The sequence below is a fragment of the Priestia sp. FSL W8-0524 genome, assembly GCF_038005965.1.
Lineage (GTDB): Bacteria > Bacillota > Bacilli > Bacillales > Bacillaceae_H > Priestia > Priestia zanthoxyli.
On sequence record NZ_JBBOUG010000001.1, the window covers coordinates 3836074 to 3852333 of the forward strand.

Annotated in this window: 18 protein-coding genes; all 18 read right to left on the reverse strand. The window is 39.0% G+C overall.

Annotated elements, in window-relative coordinates; all coding sequences use genetic code 11:
- Window positions 1-90 precede the first annotated feature (90 nt).
- The 18 genes from frr to NST66_RS20150 all read right to left on the reverse strand — a co-directional run bounded on the left by frr (window position 91) and on the right by NST66_RS20150 (window position 16201).
- Window positions 91-648 carry a ribosome recycling factor gene (gene frr / locus NST66_RS20065; protein ID WP_013058847.1) on the reverse strand — a complete coding sequence of 186 codons (558 nt, stop codon included), beginning with the start codon at window positions 646-648 and terminating at the stop codon, window positions 91-93.
- Between the two features lie 2 nt (window positions 649-650).
- A complete protein-coding gene (pyrH, locus tag NST66_RS20070; RefSeq protein WP_028411409.1) occupies window positions 651-1373 on the reverse strand; it encodes a UMP kinase in 723 nt (240 codons plus the stop codon).
- Window positions 1374-1449: 76 nt separating this feature from the next.
- On the reverse strand, window positions 1450-2331 hold the full coding sequence (gene tsf / locus NST66_RS20075) for a translation elongation factor Ts (protein WP_013058849.1): 882 nt from the start codon (window positions 2329-2331) through the stop codon (window positions 1450-1452).
- A gap of 107 nt (window positions 2332-2438) precedes the next feature.
- Entirely contained in the window at window positions 2439-3158 is a 720-nt protein-coding gene (gene rpsB, locus NST66_RS20080) for a 30S ribosomal protein S2 (RefSeq protein ID WP_013058850.1), read from the reverse strand.
- 158 nt (window positions 3159-3316) lie between these two features.
- Window positions 3317-3844, reverse strand: a complete 528-nt coding sequence (locus NST66_RS20085; protein WP_033579793.1) for a hypothetical protein — start codon at window positions 3842-3844, stop codon at window positions 3317-3319.
- 15 nt (window positions 3845-3859) lie between these two features.
- Window positions 3860-4621 carry a FliA/WhiG family RNA polymerase sigma factor gene (locus NST66_RS20090; protein ID WP_025750299.1) on the reverse strand — a complete coding sequence of 254 codons (762 nt, stop codon included), beginning with the start codon at window positions 4619-4621 and terminating at the stop codon, window positions 3860-3862.
- 56 nt (window positions 4622-4677) lie between these two features.
- On the reverse strand, window positions 4678-5172 hold the full coding sequence (locus NST66_RS20095) for a chemotaxis protein CheD (protein WP_098626920.1): 495 nt from the start codon (window positions 5170-5172) through the stop codon (window positions 4678-4680).
- 50 nt (window positions 5173-5222) lie between these two features.
- Window positions 5223-5651 carry a chemotaxis protein CheW gene (locus NST66_RS20100; RefSeq protein WP_014458457.1) on the reverse strand — a complete coding sequence of 143 codons (429 nt, stop codon included), beginning with the start codon at window positions 5649-5651 and terminating at the stop codon, window positions 5223-5225.
- A gap of 30 nt (window positions 5652-5681) precedes the next feature.
- Entirely contained in the window at window positions 5682-7661 is a 1980-nt protein-coding gene (locus NST66_RS20105) for a chemotaxis protein CheA (RefSeq protein ID WP_310877782.1), read from the reverse strand.
- 14 nt (window positions 7662-7675) lie between these two features.
- Window positions 7676-8719, reverse strand: a complete 1044-nt coding sequence (locus tag NST66_RS20110; RefSeq protein ID WP_033579791.1) for a protein-glutamate methylesterase/protein-glutamine glutaminase — start codon at window positions 8717-8719, stop codon at window positions 7676-7678.
- A gap of 9 nt (window positions 8720-8728) precedes the next feature.
- The gene (locus NST66_RS20115) at window positions 8729-9598 is read right to left on the reverse strand and encodes a MinD/ParA family protein (protein ID WP_028411415.1); all 870 of its coding nucleotides are present in this window, start codon (window positions 9596-9598) and stop codon (window positions 8729-8731) included.
- Window positions 9591-10688, reverse strand: coding sequence for a flagellar biosynthesis protein FlhF (flhF, locus tag NST66_RS20120; RefSeq protein WP_310877783.1), 1098 nt, complete (start codon window positions 10686-10688; stop codon window positions 9591-9593). The genes NST66_RS20115 and flhF overlap by 8 nt, the downstream gene beginning before the upstream one ends.
- Window positions 10688-12724, reverse strand: a complete 2037-nt coding sequence (gene flhA / locus NST66_RS20125; protein WP_310877784.1) for a flagellar biosynthesis protein FlhA — start codon at window positions 12722-12724, stop codon at window positions 10688-10690. Before flhA ends, flhF begins: the two co-directional genes overlap by 1 nt.
- Before the next feature lie 30 nt (window positions 12725-12754).
- Window positions 12755-13837 carry a flagellar biosynthesis protein FlhB gene (gene flhB / locus NST66_RS20130; RefSeq protein WP_310877785.1) on the reverse strand — a complete coding sequence of 361 codons (1083 nt, stop codon included), beginning with the start codon at window positions 13835-13837 and terminating at the stop codon, window positions 12755-12757.
- 2 nt (window positions 13838-13839) lie between these two features.
- A complete protein-coding gene (gene fliR, locus NST66_RS20135) occupies window positions 13840-14616 on the reverse strand; it encodes a flagellar biosynthetic protein FliR (RefSeq protein WP_221779294.1) in 777 nt (258 codons plus the stop codon).
- A gap of 2 nt (window positions 14617-14618) precedes the next feature.
- The gene (gene fliQ / locus NST66_RS20140; protein ID WP_221779295.1) at window positions 14619-14888 is read right to left on the reverse strand and encodes a flagellar biosynthesis protein FliQ; all 270 of its coding nucleotides are present in this window, start codon (window positions 14886-14888) and stop codon (window positions 14619-14621) included.
- Between the two features lie 10 nt (window positions 14889-14898).
- On the reverse strand, window positions 14899-15567 hold the full coding sequence (gene fliP / locus NST66_RS20145) for a flagellar type III secretion system pore protein FliP (RefSeq protein ID WP_221779296.1): 669 nt from the start codon (window positions 15565-15567) through the stop codon (window positions 14899-14901).
- A complete protein-coding gene (locus NST66_RS20150) occupies window positions 15560-16201 on the reverse strand; it encodes a flagellar biosynthetic protein FliO (protein ID WP_340843665.1) in 642 nt (213 codons plus the stop codon). Before NST66_RS20150 ends, fliP begins: the two co-directional genes overlap by 8 nt.
- Window positions 16202-16260 lie beyond the last annotated feature (59 nt).

Here is a 16260-nt window from a genome sequence, read left to right on the forward strand (position 1 = left end):
TGTGAGTTTTTTCTTACTACACATTATTAACAAAAAAACCCCCTGTAAACAATAGAGGGTCTTTTACAATATATTTTACCTTGAAATGACTTAAACTGCCATAATTTCTTCTTCTTTATCTTTTGCCACTTTATCCACTTTTACGATATGGTCATCTGTTAGTTTTTGAATGTCATCACTGTAGCCGCGTAGATCGTCTTCAGTAATTTCACCTTTTTTCTCTAACTTTTTGAAATCATCGTTTGCATCACGGCGTACGTTACGAACCGCAACTTTTGCTTCTTCAGCATATTTTTTAACCATTTTCACTAACTCACGACGACGCTCTTCCGTTAAAGCAGGAATCGATAAACGGATAATAGTTCCATCGCTTGTAGGTGTTAATCCTAAATCAGATTTTAAAATAGCTTTTTCAACTTCACCAATTTGTGATTTGTCATAAGGCTGAATAACAAGCATACGAGCTTCCGGTACGCTTACTTGCGCCAATTGGTTAATCGGTGTTGGTGCACCGTAGTATTCTACCGTTACGCGGTCAAGAAGTGACGCGCTTGCACGTCCAGCGCGAATTGATGCTAGTTCGCGGCTAAATGATTGAATTGCTTTTTCCATTCTTTCTTTTGCGTTTTGCAACACTTGTTTTGGCATGTTTATTTCCCCTTTACAATTGTTCCAATGTTTTCGCCTGTAACGGCACGTTTAATATTGCCTTCTTCCGTAATGGAGAAAACAATTAGCGGAATATCGTTGTCCATACATAATGAAGAAGCTGTAGAATCCATAACAGCTAGTCCATCTTTTAAAACATCAATATATGTTAATGTTTCATATTTTACAGCATCAGGTACAAGCTTAGGATCTGCATTATAAACGCCATCTACGTTGTTTTTAGCCATTAAGATAACGTCAGCTTCGATTTCAGCTGCACGCAAAGCTGCTGTTGTATCTGTAGAGAAATAAGGGTTTCCTGTACCCGCAGCGAAAATAACAACGCGTTTTTTCTCAAGATGTCGAACAGCTTTTCTTCTAATATAAGGCTCTGCTACTTGTCTCATCTCGATAGAAGTCTGAACTCGTGTTTGCACACCAATGTTCTCTAAGCTATCTTGAAGAGCCAGCGAGTTCATCACTGTTGCTAGCATTCCCATATAATCAGCAGCTGCACGATCCATACCCATTTCACTACCAATTTTACCACGCCAAATGTTTCCACCACCAACGACTACAGCAATTTCCACACCTAATTCATAAACGGCTTTTACTTGTTCAGCAACAGATTTGATGATGGATGGGTTAATACCAAAACCATCTTCACCAGCTAATGCTTCTCCACTTAACTTTAATACGATACGATTATATTTTGCTTGACTCATGCTTACCTCCATCGTTAACGGTGAGATCTCTTTTGTAAAAAAGGGAACACACAGTGTTCCCTATACGGTCAAACCCTTACTTTTTAACTTGGTTCATTACTTCTTCAGCGAAGTTGTCTTGACGTTTCTCAATACCTTCTCCTACTTCAAAACGAACGAAGCTTTCAACAGTAGCGCCTTTGCTCTCAACGAACTGACGTACTTTTTGATCAGGATTTTTAACAAATGTTTGATCTAGTAAGCAAATATCTTCGAAGAATTTGCCAAGGCGACCTTCAACCATTTTTGCAACGATTTTTTCTGGTTTGCCTTCGTTTAATGCTTGTTGAGTCAATACTTCGCGCTCACGCTCAGTTTCTTCAGCAGAAACTTGGTCACGAGAGATGTATTTAGGGTTGATTGCAGCGATGTGCATAGCAACGTCTTTTGCAACAGCTTCTTCAGTTGTACCAGATAATACTGTTAACACACCGATACGTCCGCCAGCATGTAGGTAAGCACCGAATGCATCAGCATCAGTTTTTGTTGCTACAGCGAAACGACGTAGAGATAATTTTTCTCCGATTGTAGCGATTGCAGAGTTGATGTGTTCTTCAACAGTTGCACCGTTTTCCATTTTTTGAGTAGCAGCTTCAGCAGCGTCAGCTGGTTTGTTAGCTAAGATGTGAGCAGCTAATTCTTTTGTTAATTTTTGGAAACCTTCGTTTTTCGCAACGAAATCAGTTTCAGAGTTAACTTCTAAGATAACAGCTTCGTTACCTTGAGTTTCGATGTAAGTTAGACCTTCAGCAGCAATACGGTCTGATTTTTTAGCAGCTTTTGCAATACCTTTTTCACGTAAGAAATCGATTGCTTGCTCCATATCACCGTTAGTTTCAGTTAACGCTTTTTTACAATCCATCATACCAGCGCCTGTTTTTTCACGTAGTTCTTTTACCATTTGAGCAGTAATTGCCATAATGTGTAGCCTCCTTGTTTGGGTATGTAATTAATGTATATAAATGGGTTAAATCTTTTCAAAAAAAGGTGATAAAAGGCTATTCCCTCTTATCACCTTTCACGGAATTAAGCAGTAGTTGTTTCAGTTTCAACTGCTGTTTCTTCACCTTGTTTAGCTTCTAGAATAGCATCAGCAACTTTAGAAGTTAAAAGTTTAACAGCACGAATTGCATCATCGTTTGCAGGGATTACATAATCAATTTCGTCTGGATCACAGTTAGTGTCTACGATACCAACGATTGGAATGTGTAATTTTTTAGCTTCCGCTACTGCAATACGCTCTTTACGAGGGTCAATGATGAATAATGCATCTGGAAGTTGTTTCATATCTTTAATGCCGCCTAAGAATTTTTCAAGACGCTCTAACTCTTTTTTAAGTTGAACTACTTCTTTCTTAGGTAGTACTTCGAAAGTACCGTCTTCTTGCATTTTTTCGATATCTTTTAAACGTTTGATACGTTTTTGGATAGTTGAGAAGTTAGTTAATGTACCACCTAACCAACGTTGGTTAACAAAGTACATACCAGCGCGAGCTGCTTCTTCTTTAACAGAATCTTGAGCTTGTTTTTTCGTACCTACGAATAAAACAGTACCGCCGTCTGCAGCTAATTCTTTAACGAATTTGTACGCTTCTTCTACTTTCTTAACTGTTTTTTGAAGATCGATAATGTAGATGCCGTTACGCTCAGTGAAGATATATTTCTTCATTTTTGGGTTCCAACGGCGAGTTTGGTGACCGAAATGTACACCAGCTTCTAGTAATTGTTTCATTGAAATTACTGACATGTGTTTTTCCTCCTAATGGTTTTAAGTCTCCTCCGCTTATATCATCTTCAGCCGAAACTACAAAAAGTAGCACCATCAACCGAATCAACAAGCGTGTGTAATAACACCAAAAACTAATATAGCATACTCCTTTTTCACAAGCAAGCGTTTCATTAAGTTTATTGATGAAATTTCAATAATAATTCAATTTCAGTTTTCCCTCTGTGTAAATGTTTTGCAATTTCTTCAATTGTTAAACCTTTTCCCTTTAAATAAACGGAAAATTCTTTTATCTCTTCACCTGACAAATCTTGAATTTGGTCTGTAGTTAATTCATCAAAAGATGTGCTTATATGTTTCTGATTTTCTTCTATAGAGAGAAGTTCATGCAGCGACTGGGAAGGCTCACTTTTTAGATCCACCCTTTGAACAGGCACGTCTTCTTCATCTACCAAAGGTGATTTGGCGCTGCTTTCTTCCATTTCGGAAGAAAGCGAAGTTGAACGCTCACGAAGCTGCCGTAAAAACTGCTCGTTTTGTTCCTGAAATTCAGCGAGATATGAACTCATTGCAGCTTCCATTTTATTTATATTTTGCTGGTGCAAGCGTTCAATCCTTTTCACTTTGGTCACTTGCATATATAAAAGAATAATGCAAAACAGTGATAGACCATGAATTAAAAAACTAACTGTGAGTAAAAACCCCATCACTTTACCTCTTTGTTAAATTATTTTGCTTAAACTCGTACGCATTTTAAACAGCGCTTTCGAATGAATTTGAGAAATGCGTGAAGTGGATAGCCCTAACAGCTGCGCGATCTCTGTGAAAGTCAACTCCTCTTTATAAAATAATGAAACAACAAGCTGCTCTTTTTCATTTAGCTGCTCGATAACTTCAGCGAGCTCTTGATATCGTTCGTCGTTAATTAGCTCCTCTTCAGGAGAGAGCGTTTTTTCATCTTTAATCGTGTATTTTTGCTCTCCATCTTCATACTCTTTTGGCTGTTCTTCCATTGACAAAACGTTAGCTAAGAAGCCTTCATTCATTGTATGAACAACATCTGCTTCTGTCATGCCTACTTCTTTTGCAACCTCACTTGGTGCAACTCTGCGCAAGTATCTTTGTTCAAGTGCTTCTGTTGCTTGCTCAATTCTTTTCGTCTTTTCCCTTGCGCTTCTTGATAACCAATCTTCTTTACGAAGCCCGTCTATTATCGCCCCTCGAATTCGAAAAGACGCATATGTATCAAACTTTAAGTCTCTACCGTAATCAAACTTTTCCAAAGCATCGTAAAGGCCGATTAATCCTAAACTACGAAGCTCTTCTTTATGAATATTCTTCGGCAGCCCTACACTAATCCGCTGAACGTGATAGTTAACAAGCGGCATATACTTTTTAACAAGCATGTTTCCCGCATGGGAGTCTCTCGTCTCTATCCATTCCTGCCAAATTTTATGTTCTTCAACTTCTTGTATACTTTTCAAGGGTCTTTCAACTCCTTTTTATAGCGCTATTAAACGGTCAACGGTCAGAGCGCGCTTTATATCGTTTTTACCCCTTCATTAATCGTACGAACCTTTAAAATAGCCGTTTGAGGATCAAATTCAATTGTGCGTCCGTTGTGTCCTCCTGTAGCTTTTGCTGCAATTTCTACACTGTTTCTATGCAGTTCTCTCTCCACTGCTTGAACATTTCGAAGGCCAATTCGCATCACATCATTTCTTGGTTCAAATTGAAACATCTGTGCGCCCCCTGCTATTTTTGCTTTTAATAATCTTCTATGTGCACCTTGTTTAATCAACATATTTATCAAATCAAAAATGGCTGTATCTGCATATTTAGCTCTATTAAAAGGACATTTAGCCCCGCTTGAATCGGGAAGCATTACATGAGCGAGCCCAGCTACTGAGTGAACAGAGTCGTAAACGACAACTCCTACACATGACCCTAATCCCGTTGTTCGAAGCACTGCGGGTGCATGTGTAACATTCATCTCGGCAATTCCTACCTTAATCACTTGTTTATCATCTCTCACGATTCTTCAACTCCTACAAACTTCAGCGTGATATCCATTATTCGCTTGGCTCACTGGAGGTGGTCTTCTAAAGAGAGCACTTTAGGTAAATTTAGAAGAACAATTAAACGGCTATCTACTTTAACAACTCCGTTCAAGTATTCTACAGCTGTTCCTTCAACTGTTTCAGGCACTGAAGCAATCGTTTTTTCATCAATGTCTACTACATCATTTGCCGCATCCACAATCAAACCTGCTTCTACATCATTAAGACGAACCATAATAATACGTGTCAGCTCATGGTTAAGCTGTTCTTGTAAGTTAAAACGAGTGCGCAAATCAATAATCGGTGTAATAACACCGCGAAGATTAATAACACCTTTTACATATTCTTTTACTCCAGGAACGCGTGTTATGTGCTGAATCTTTTCAATCGATTGCACTTCTTCTACTGAAATTCCGTACTCCTCGTCCCCCAATTGAAACACAATAATTTTCATGCCTTTCTCCCTTTCTTTTTACAGCATTTGTTATTTGATCAAAGCGTTGCAATCAATGATAAGTGCTACTTGTCCATCGCCTAAAATCGTGGCTCCTGAAATAGCAAATACACCCGGCAGATAATGACCTAAAGATTTTAAAACGATTTCCTGCTGACCGATAAAAGAATCAACAATTAGCCCGGCGGTCTTTTCTCCTTTTTTCACAATAACGACGGAATAATGATCTCTTTGTACCGAGTTAGGCACAGTAAATAGTTCTTTTAAATCAATAAGAGGAATAATGGCTCCTCGAAAGTCAATAACCTTTTGACCATGTACATGCATGACCTCTTTCGGCTGAACAATAGCTGTTTCAATAATCGAAGAAAGCGGTAAGGCATAGCGCTCTTCACTCATTTGCACGAGTAAAGCAGAAATGATAGACAGAGTGAGCGGCAGTTGAATAGAAAAACGCGAACCGTATCCTTCGTTAGAATCGATCGTTACAGAACCCCCTAGCGATTCAATCGTGTTTTTCACGACATCTAGACCTACTCCTCGTCCGGAAACATCTGAAATTTGTTCAGCCGTCGAAAAGCCCGAAGCGAAAATGAGCTCGTATACTTGTTTATCCGTCAGCGTTTCAGCAGTTTTCCCATCGATAATTCCTCGATCTAACGCTTTTTGCAGTATCTTTTCACGATTGATGCCCGCCCCGTCATCTTCTAAATCAATAAAGACATGATTTCCGCTATGATAAGCTTTAAGGCGAATCGTTCCCTTTTCATTCTTTCCGTTCTTTAAGCGTGCTTGAGGCATTTCAATTCCGTGGTCAACGGCATTTCTTAATAAGTGAACAAGCGGATCTCCAATTTCATCAATGACGGTCCGGTCCAACTCTGTATCAGCTCCGACAATTTGAAGTTCAATTTGTTTCCCTAAATCTTTTGAAAGCTGTCTCACCATACGGGGAAACCGATTAAAAACGGTTTCTACAGGCACCATACGCATATTTAAAATAATCGTTTGCAAATCTCCAGAAATACGGGACATCCGCTCTACCGTTTCGTCTAATTCGCTATTATTCAATTCTTTTGATATTTGTTCTAACCTGCCTCTATCAATAACTAGTTCTTCAAACAAGTTCATGAGACTGTCCAAACGGTCAATATTGACTCGAATCGTCTTGTTATTTGAGAGATGTCTTTTCTCTTCAACAGGTGATTTAGAAGGTGCTGACACAGTAACTTCCTGTATAGCTGCTGCTTCTTCTTGTGAAACAAGCTCCTGCATTTCTGTCTCCTTTTTTATGGGGACCGCAGCAATTTTCACGCTTTCTACTTCAGAGACCTCCATAATGCTCGCCTTCAGCTTTTCTTGCGATTCGCTTGTTACTAATATAACGATAAAAGATGATTCAAATTTTTCTTGTTCGATATCTTGAACAGTTGGCGCTGACTTAATGACGTCTCCCGCTTGCTCTAACACATCAAATACCATATATGCACGCGCAGCTTTTAACAGACAGGTGCGTTCGAGCTGTACGGTTATTTCAAACGCATTAAATCCTTGCCCTGCTGTTTGACTGAGCAGCGTTTGTACGAACTCATCATACTCAATAGAAGAAGCCGCATGCTCTGCTGCGGGTTCCTCTGCTACAATACGCTGCAGCTTTTGAACAAGCAATTTGACATCAAGCTGACCATCGCCGCCTTCAGAAATAGATTGAACCATTATTTCTAGCGCATCGACTGATTCAAACAAAGCATCAAGAACTTCCGTGTGAGCGTCGATTTGATGATTTCGAACGGCATCTAGCACGTTTTCCATTTTGTGAGTTAATTGTGCTAAATCATCAAATCCCATTGTTGCAGACATACCTTTTAACGTATGAGCAGACCGAAAAATTTCATTTACATAACCAAGATCATCGGTATTTTTTTCAAAACGCATTAGCTGGTCGTTAACGTTTTGAAGATGTTCCTTGCTTTCTTCAATAAACACTTCTAGATATTGATTCATATCCATCGTAACTTTCCCTCCTATTTCTGTGCGTAGCGAGAAATAAAGCTTCCAACGTTTCGCAGCGGTTCAATATAATCAACAAGCTTTGTAGAAACAGCTGATTTGGGCATCCCATAAATGACAGCTGTTTCTTTAGATTCAGCCAATATAAGCGCGTCTTTATTTTTCTTTAAATCAATAATGCCTTCCGTTCCATCCGCCCCCATTCCCGTCAACACAATAGCAAGTTTTTGATAACCTGAAATTTTACTAATCGACTGAAACAAACGATCCACTGAGGGGCGATGTCCCTTTACAGGTGAAGAAGTGTCTAAACAAATGCTGAGCTGTCCTTCTTTCTCTACAACCGTCATATGAAAACCTCCAGGCGCAATGTACGCACATCCTGAGCGCGCGATTTCATTGTCTTGTGCTTCTTTCACTTCAATATCAGCTAGCTGATCTAGTCTAACCGCTAATGATTTTGTGAAATTTGGAGGCATATGTTGCACAATAAAAATAGGTGCGTGTATGTCTTTTGAAACAGTTGATAATACTTCTTGCAGCGCACGCGGTCCTCCAGTAGAAGTGCCAATACAAATCATTTTGTTCACTTTCGTCCCCATCGGGAGGTTATATACACTTCTGTTTTGCACGTGCTGATGACTGCTTGAAGATATGTTGGCTTTACTAGCAAGCAATAGTTTAGAGATAAGCTCATCTTTCACTTTATGTAAGTCCAGCGAAATAGCTCCCGAAGGTTTAGCAACAAAATCAACTGCGCCGTACTGCATAGCGGTCAGCGTATTTTCAGCACCTTCTATTGTTGTACTCGATAACATGACAACAGGAAGGGGCTTCACACGCATAAGCTGCTTTAACATATCTAAGCCATTCATTTTAGGCATTTCGATATCAAGTGTCACAATGTCTGGCGACAGCTCGAGCGCTTTTTTCAACCCTTCTTCACCGTTACGTGCGGTACCCACAACGTGAAAACGACTGTCACATGCTAAAAAATCGCCGATTAGCTTTCGCATAAATGCAGAATCATCTACAATAAGCACCTTTATTTCATTCACTCTCATTTCCTACCTTTCAAGAAAAAATCGTTTGAGGCGCCGAATAAACATTCCCTCGTTTTTAGCCGTTATCCTATTGTCTTGAGGAATAAGAATATTCACCATTTCTATTAGTGATACACTTGCTTTAGATGTTGGGTTTTGAAGCAAAAAAGGCATTTGGCGATTGACCGCTTTCTGGACAGCTTGATCGTTTGGCACAATACCTAATAGAGAAATAGATATGTTCAAAAACTGCTGAACAGCTCGGTTAAATCGTTCATACGTCTCATTTCCTTCTTTGTCAGAAAGCGTTTTGTTAATAATAAGACGAACCGGTGCTGATACAGAATAGGAAGCTGCTAGCTTAATAGCAGCGTAAGCATCTGTGATAGATGTAGGTTCGGGTGTTGTGACCACGATCATTTCATCTACAGCTTTTAAAAACTTAAGCACACTCTCTGACATGCCCGCTCCCATATCAAAAATCATGTAATCGTATTGATTTGTCAAAGAACTCAATTCTTGTATTAAATGAGCAAGGTCCGATGGAGACCATTCAAATACAGAGGAAATTCCCGTTCCACCAGCCACATAAGCTAAATCTTCAGGACCTTTTTTAATAATTTGCTGGATGGAAAGCTTTTTTTCTAGCAAATCAACCATCGTATAGGAAGCAGTTTGTCCAATCAAAATATCAATATTTCCCATCCCTATATCCATGTCAAAAAGAAGAACTCTTTGCTTTTGCTTCGTTAGCGCAAGAGATAAGTTTAATGATAGATTCGACTTTCCAACTCCTCCTTTTCCGCTTAACACGGCTATCGTTTTACAATTTCTTAAAGAGTTTTGATGTTTCTTTAACACTTTTTCTCTTAAAACTGCTGCTTGATCATTCATCTTCCCAATCTCCAAACACATCGTCGATAAACTCTTCTATTTTAAATGACGAAACATCTTCTGGTACATCCTGCCCGTTTGTTGTAAAAGCAGCTCGTTGGCCGTAACGATACAACATATTTAAAAGCGAGCCTTTGTGAATTGTTTCATCTCGCTTCGTAAAAATCAGTTGATCAACAGGGAGACTAGCAAAACGTTCATATATAGCTTTCATATCTGATGCTTTTGACGTTAGTGCTAGAACAAGAAACGTTTGCAAATCTTCTTGAAACGTAATAATTTTCTTTAAATCATTTACATATTGCGGTTCTAAAAAGTTACGGCCTGCTGTGTCAATAAAAATCACATCGTATGCTTTTGTTTCCAGCAAAGCTTTTTTAAAATCTTCTCCGTTATAGCAAATCGTTAAAGGCGCATTTAAGATCGAAGCGTACGTCTTGAGCTGCTCAATCGCTGAAATTCTATAGGTGTCCGTTGTGATAAATGCTATTTTTTGATTTTGTTCTAGGACACACTTTGCAGCCAATTTAGCAAGAGTGGTTGTTTTACCGACACCTGTTGGCCCTACTACACTTACATATTTTTTGAAAGGACCGCTCCATTCACTTGCTTTAAACTGATTGGTAAACCAGTTTTTCGTCCACTTCATGAGTTGGTTTGAGTTAGGGCGATGTAAGTAGTAGTACTCTAGCATAGGAGCCTCCAAGTTTTCTAAAATAGCTTCGTCTATTTCTTGCAAACGCAAATAAGCAAGCACATCTTCCACTACTTTTGGATATGAACCTGAAGAAACCTTTGGCATTTGACTCATTTGTGAGACAAGAGTATTTAACTCACTGAGCTGCTGCTTCATAAAAGATTGATTATCTTCCATACTGGGTTCTGGCGGCGCTGAGTTCTTCTTTACGCTCAGCTTTTCTACGGGATCGACAGCTGCCAATACTTCTATTTTCGCCTTAGTAAATAAGCCAAGAAAACCTCCTGTTCGAATTTGTTTCGAATGTAAAATAACCGCTTCCTCACCTAAATCTGAACGAATGGCTTTCATAGCTTGCGGCATAGATTCTACTACATATTTTTTTACTTTCATCAGATATCCACCACTCCAACACTTTGAACTTCAACATTTGCTTCTAACTCGTTATATGATAAAACCGCCATATGAGGAAAATACCGCTCAGTGATTTGACGCACGTACATCCTCACTGCAGGAGAACATAACACAATTGGAGACTGTTCTTGAAAAGAAAGTGTTTCTATTTGCTTAGCTATACTTTCCACAATAGCTTGTGAAACGTTAGGGTCTAGTGATAAATAGTTCCCATGCTCCGTTTGTTGAACAGCTTCCGCCATCGTTTTTTCAACTTTTCCTGAAAGGGTAAGAACTCGAAGCAGACCTTCTTGGACCGTATATTGACTGGTAATTTGCCTTGCAAGTCCTTGCCTGACATATTCAGTTAACAAATCGGTGTCTGACGTCATTTTTCCGTAGTCGGCCAGCACCTCAAAAATAATGGGTAAATTTCGAATTGAGACGCTCTCTTTTAAAAGTTTTGCCAGTACCCTTTGAATGTCTCCAACGGAAAGCGGATTAGGCGTTACTTCCTCAATTAAAATAGGATACGTTTCTTTTGTGTGATCAATTAGTTGCTTTGTCTCCTGCCTTCCAATCAGCTCATGCGCATACGATTTTATAACTTCTGTTATGTGCGTAGACACAACCGACGGTGGGTCCACAACGGTATACCCAAACATCTCAGCCTGCTCCTTCACCGACTCGCTAATCCATTTCGCAGGCATTTTAAAAGCTGGTTCTAACGTATCAATTCCTTCAATCAACTCATCATCCATTCCGGGACTGATTGCTAAGTAGTGATCGAGCAGCAGCTCCCCTTTCGCCACTTCATTGCCCTTTATTTTAAGACAGTATTCGTTGGGCTGAAGCTGAATGTTATCTCTGATACGAACAACTGGAATGACTAATCCTAGCTCAAGTGCCAGCTGGCGCCTAATCATAACAATTCGATCGAGTAAATCGCCTCCTTGATTCGTATCAGCAAGCGGAATTAATGCATACCCAAATTCAAATTCAATCGGATCAACGCTTAATAGATTGACAACACTCTCTGGACTTTTCATTTCATTGTCTTCTAGCTCTTCTTCAGTAGGGGCCATTTCTTCACGAACCGCCTGATTTTTAGCCTGAGACAAATAATAGCCTCCCACACCTAATAAAATAGCAATAGGCATTGTAATGACATCATTAATTGGCGTGATTAAACCAAGAGCGGCAATTGTTCCTCCAGTTACATAAAGCATAACGGGAAAAGCAAACAGCTGCCGTGTAATATCTTCGCTCAAATTGCCTGTTGAAGCAGCTCTCGTGACGATAATTCCCGTCGCTGTTGAAATCATGAGGGCTGGAATTTGACTCACTAATCCATCGCCTACTGTTAACAAAGTAAACGTTTGGGATGCTTCAGTGATGGACATTCCCATTTGCAGCATGCCGATAATAATTCCAAACAAGATGTTAATAAGGGTAATGACAATCCCTGCAATGGCATCACCTTTGACAAATTTACTAGCTCCATCCATTGCTCCGTAAAAATCTGCTTCGCGCTGAATTTTTTCACGGCGGTCAATTGCTTGTTTTTCTGAAATCATACCTGCATTTAAGTCTGCATCAATGCTCATTTGCTTACCCGGCATCGCATCCAATGTGAAACGTGCGGCTACTTCAGACACACGCTCCGCTCCTTTTGTAATCACGATAAACTGAATGATAATTAAAATAGCGAAGACAACAAAGCCTACTAAAGGGTTGCCTCCAATAACGAAATGTCCAAATGTTTCAACCACTCCGCCTGCTTCTCCTGTTCCTAAAATTGAACGTGTTGTCGAAACGTTCAAACCTAATCGAAACAGTGTAAGCACCAGTAGCAAAGATGGAAACACCGATAGCTCTAAAGGTTCTTTCATATTCATGGAAACAAGAAGGACAAGCAGCGCAAGAGAAATGTTTATCATGATTAAAATACTTAATAACCATGAGGGTAAAGGAATCACAAGCATAACGATAATAAGTACAACACCTATAACAACGGGCAGTTCTCTTGCAGACATTAATTTTTCTCTCCTTACAATAGCGTAACGTTACATTTTATTTTGAATGCGGTATACGTAAGCTAATATTTCAGCGACCGCTTTAAAAAATTCTTCCGGCACCGCATCTCCTACTTTGGTTTGATCAAAAAGTGCTCTTGCTAGCGGGCGATTTTCTACCATGATGATTTCATGACTTTTGGCAATTCCTTTAATCTTCTGAGCAATGAAATCTACGCCACTAGCTACAACATAGGGAGCATCCATTTTTTCTTCATCGTATTTTAGAGCAATGGCATAATGAGTTGGGTTTGTAATAACAACATCTGCTTTTGGAACTTCTTGCATCATGCGAGACATTGCCATCTCTCGTTGCTTTTGCTTGATTTTTGATTTAATTAGAGGATCTCCTTCAATGTTTTTATGCTCATCTTTGATATCTTGCTTTGACATTCGAATATTTTTTTCAAAATCAAATTTTTGGTACAAATAATCAAGCAGCGATAAAAATAAAAGCATAAGCGAGGCTGCAAGTCCCATTTGAAAAACCAGTTTAGATAAAACAACCAGCGAGTCCCCTATACTTTTTTGAGATAAATTTAATACATCTTCTATGTGAATCCATAAAATAAAAAACGTTACGGCTCCGATACACATAATTTTCAGCGTTGACTTGATTAGTTCTACCAGCGCTCTCATGGCAAAAATTCGTTTGGCTCCGCTAATAGGGTTAATCTTTTCTAACTTAGGCTGAAGTGATTCCGTAGAAAAAAGAATGCCAACCTGCATATAATTCGCTCCGAGCGCAGCAACAAATGCTGCAAGCATAACAGGACCTGCTGCAAGAGCTATTGAAGGAAGAAGATGTGTAAACATTGCAAATACGCGTTCTGTCGTCACTTCTTCAAGCATATACGTTTGAAAAGCTTCTCTTAACAATTTCATCATTTGCTGTAAAAATTGTTTGGCTCCAAATAAAAAATAAAGAAAAACCATTAAAAGGATGAGCGAAGTTGTAACGTCTTGACTTTTAGCTACTTGACCTTTTTTTCTAGAGTCTTGTCTTTTTTTCGGTGTAGCTTTTTCCGTTTTTTCTCCTGCGAAAAATTGCAAATCGACTTTTACTAAAAACAAAGCTACACCCCTCCTAATACGCGAATCATTGTGCGCATCGCTTCTATCATTTGTTCAAATATGATTTGCATCATATAAAACATGCTCCCCATCACAACAATCAGCAAAATAAAGGCGACAATGATTTTCACTGGAAATCCCACTACGAAAATATTTAACTGCGGAACAGTTCTTGCAACGACTCCAAGTGCGATATCCACTAAAAATAGTGAACCAACCAAGGGTAAAGACATTTGAACAGCAATTAAAAACATCGTTGTAAAAACAGTCATGACGTGTGTAGCAAATGCTTGGCTTCCCACGGGAAATACGACTTTGTCTAACGGAATAATTAAATAACTATTATAAATGCCGTCTATTAATAAATGATGTCCGTTGGTCGATAATAAAAATAGAAGAGCAAATACATATAAATATTGACCTAGTATTGGGCTTTGGGCACCTGTCTGTGGATCGATTACGTTAGCAATAGCAAATCCAATTTGAAAATCAATAAGGCCTCCGGCAATTTGAATAGCCATAATAAATAGATACGCAGTCAAACCAATAAACAAGCCAACAGCACATTCTTTTAATACTAAAAGTAAAAACTGTGCATCCAGCGAAACGACGGGTAAATCAATCGTTGTCGCAATAACGACGGATAGAGCGGCAGATAAACCTACCTTATGAACTGTCGGAATCGTTTTATATGAAAATAGCGGAACCGTGACAAAAAAAGACGTTACCCTCACTAGTACTAATAAAAACGCTGGATAAGATAAAATTAACTGACTCATAGCTATCCTACGTACCGATACAGATTTGAAAGAATTTCATATGTAAATGAAATCATTTTTGATAACATCCACGGACCAAAAAATACAATTCCGACTAACACCGCCACAATCTTAGGAACAAACGCAAGAGTTTGCTCTTGAATTTGAGTAGTTGCTTGAAAAATACTAATAATGAGCCCAACTACCAGGGCCAGCAGTAACAAAGGACCGGATACAATCAAGATCGTATACACGCCTTTTTCTGCTAACGAAATGACAAATTCTCCATTCATTGTCTATCACCTATTGAAAACTTATTAATAACGATTTAATAACTAAATTCCAACCGTCCACTAGCACAAACAGTAAAATTTTAAACGGGAGGGAAATCATAACGGGAGGAAGCATCATCATCCCCATAGACATCAGCACGCTTGCTATAATCATATCGATAATGAGAAAAGGAATAAAAATCATAAATCCAATTTGAAATGCTGTCTTTAGCTCACTGATCGCATAGGCTGGTACGAGCGCTGTTAAGGGAATATCTTTAACAGATGATGGTTTATCGATATCCGCATATTCTAAAAAAAGAGCTAAATCTTTTTGTCTTGTATGAGCACTCATAAATTCTTTCATCGGCTCCGCTGCTTTTTCATAGGCTTGATTTAACGTAATTTTTTCTTTTAACAGCGGCTGAAGAGCCTGGTCATTTACCTGAGAAAAAGTTGGTGCCATAATAAAAAACGTTAAAAACAGCGATAAACCAACTAATACTTGGTTAGGAGGCATTTGCTGTGTCCCGAGCGATGTACGTACAAACGAAAGCACAATGACGATACGTGTAAAGCAAGTCATCATGATTAAAATTCCCGGAGCGACCGAAAACACCGTCAGCAGCAACAAAAGCTGGACAGACGTTGAAATATTTGTAGGACTGCTCGAGTTAAAGAGATTCATCACTTCATTCATCGTTCTTTTTGTTCCTTTCTAACTCTTTGAGTACGTTTTGCCTTTTTGTTTTCATTTCATTCATTTCTCTCTGAAAAAGCTGTTGAAAAGAATGACTAGATTTCTCTTCTTTTTTAGAAGTTAATTTTTCTAAAAAGGACGGTAGTACCACTTTGTATTCGCCTTCGTGTCTTTGTTGTTCCTCATACTGCGTGAGCAGCTGCTGTTTCTCCTGCCCCGTAATTTCTGAAAGAAGCTGCACATTTTCGCCGACTCCAATGACAAAAAGCTGTTCTCCAACTTTTACCACTTGCACCGACTTGCTGCTCCCAACATTTGTACCGCCTAAGTTTTGTACTACTTTATTTTTTTGAAGCATTCTTCCTTTTTTATTTACAAATTTCAAGAGCGCAAAAAGCAGCCCAATTACCAGTAAAAACGCCAGTACCATCTTTACAATATCCCCAGCGGAAAGGGTGGGCGTCTCTTGAAGTTCCTTTTTTTCTTTTGATTTAGTACTCTCACCCTTCGAACACTTTGCCTTGTTCTCCAAACATTCTTTTACTGATGGAGATCCACTTTCTGCATAGGCGATTTGATTTAATCCTGTTAATATGCTTGCCACCAGTGCGGCAATTACAAACTTTCGCAGCAATGTCTGCCACCTCTTACTTCTACGTAGTGTAAGATTAGCGGGAAAGACCCGCCAATCTG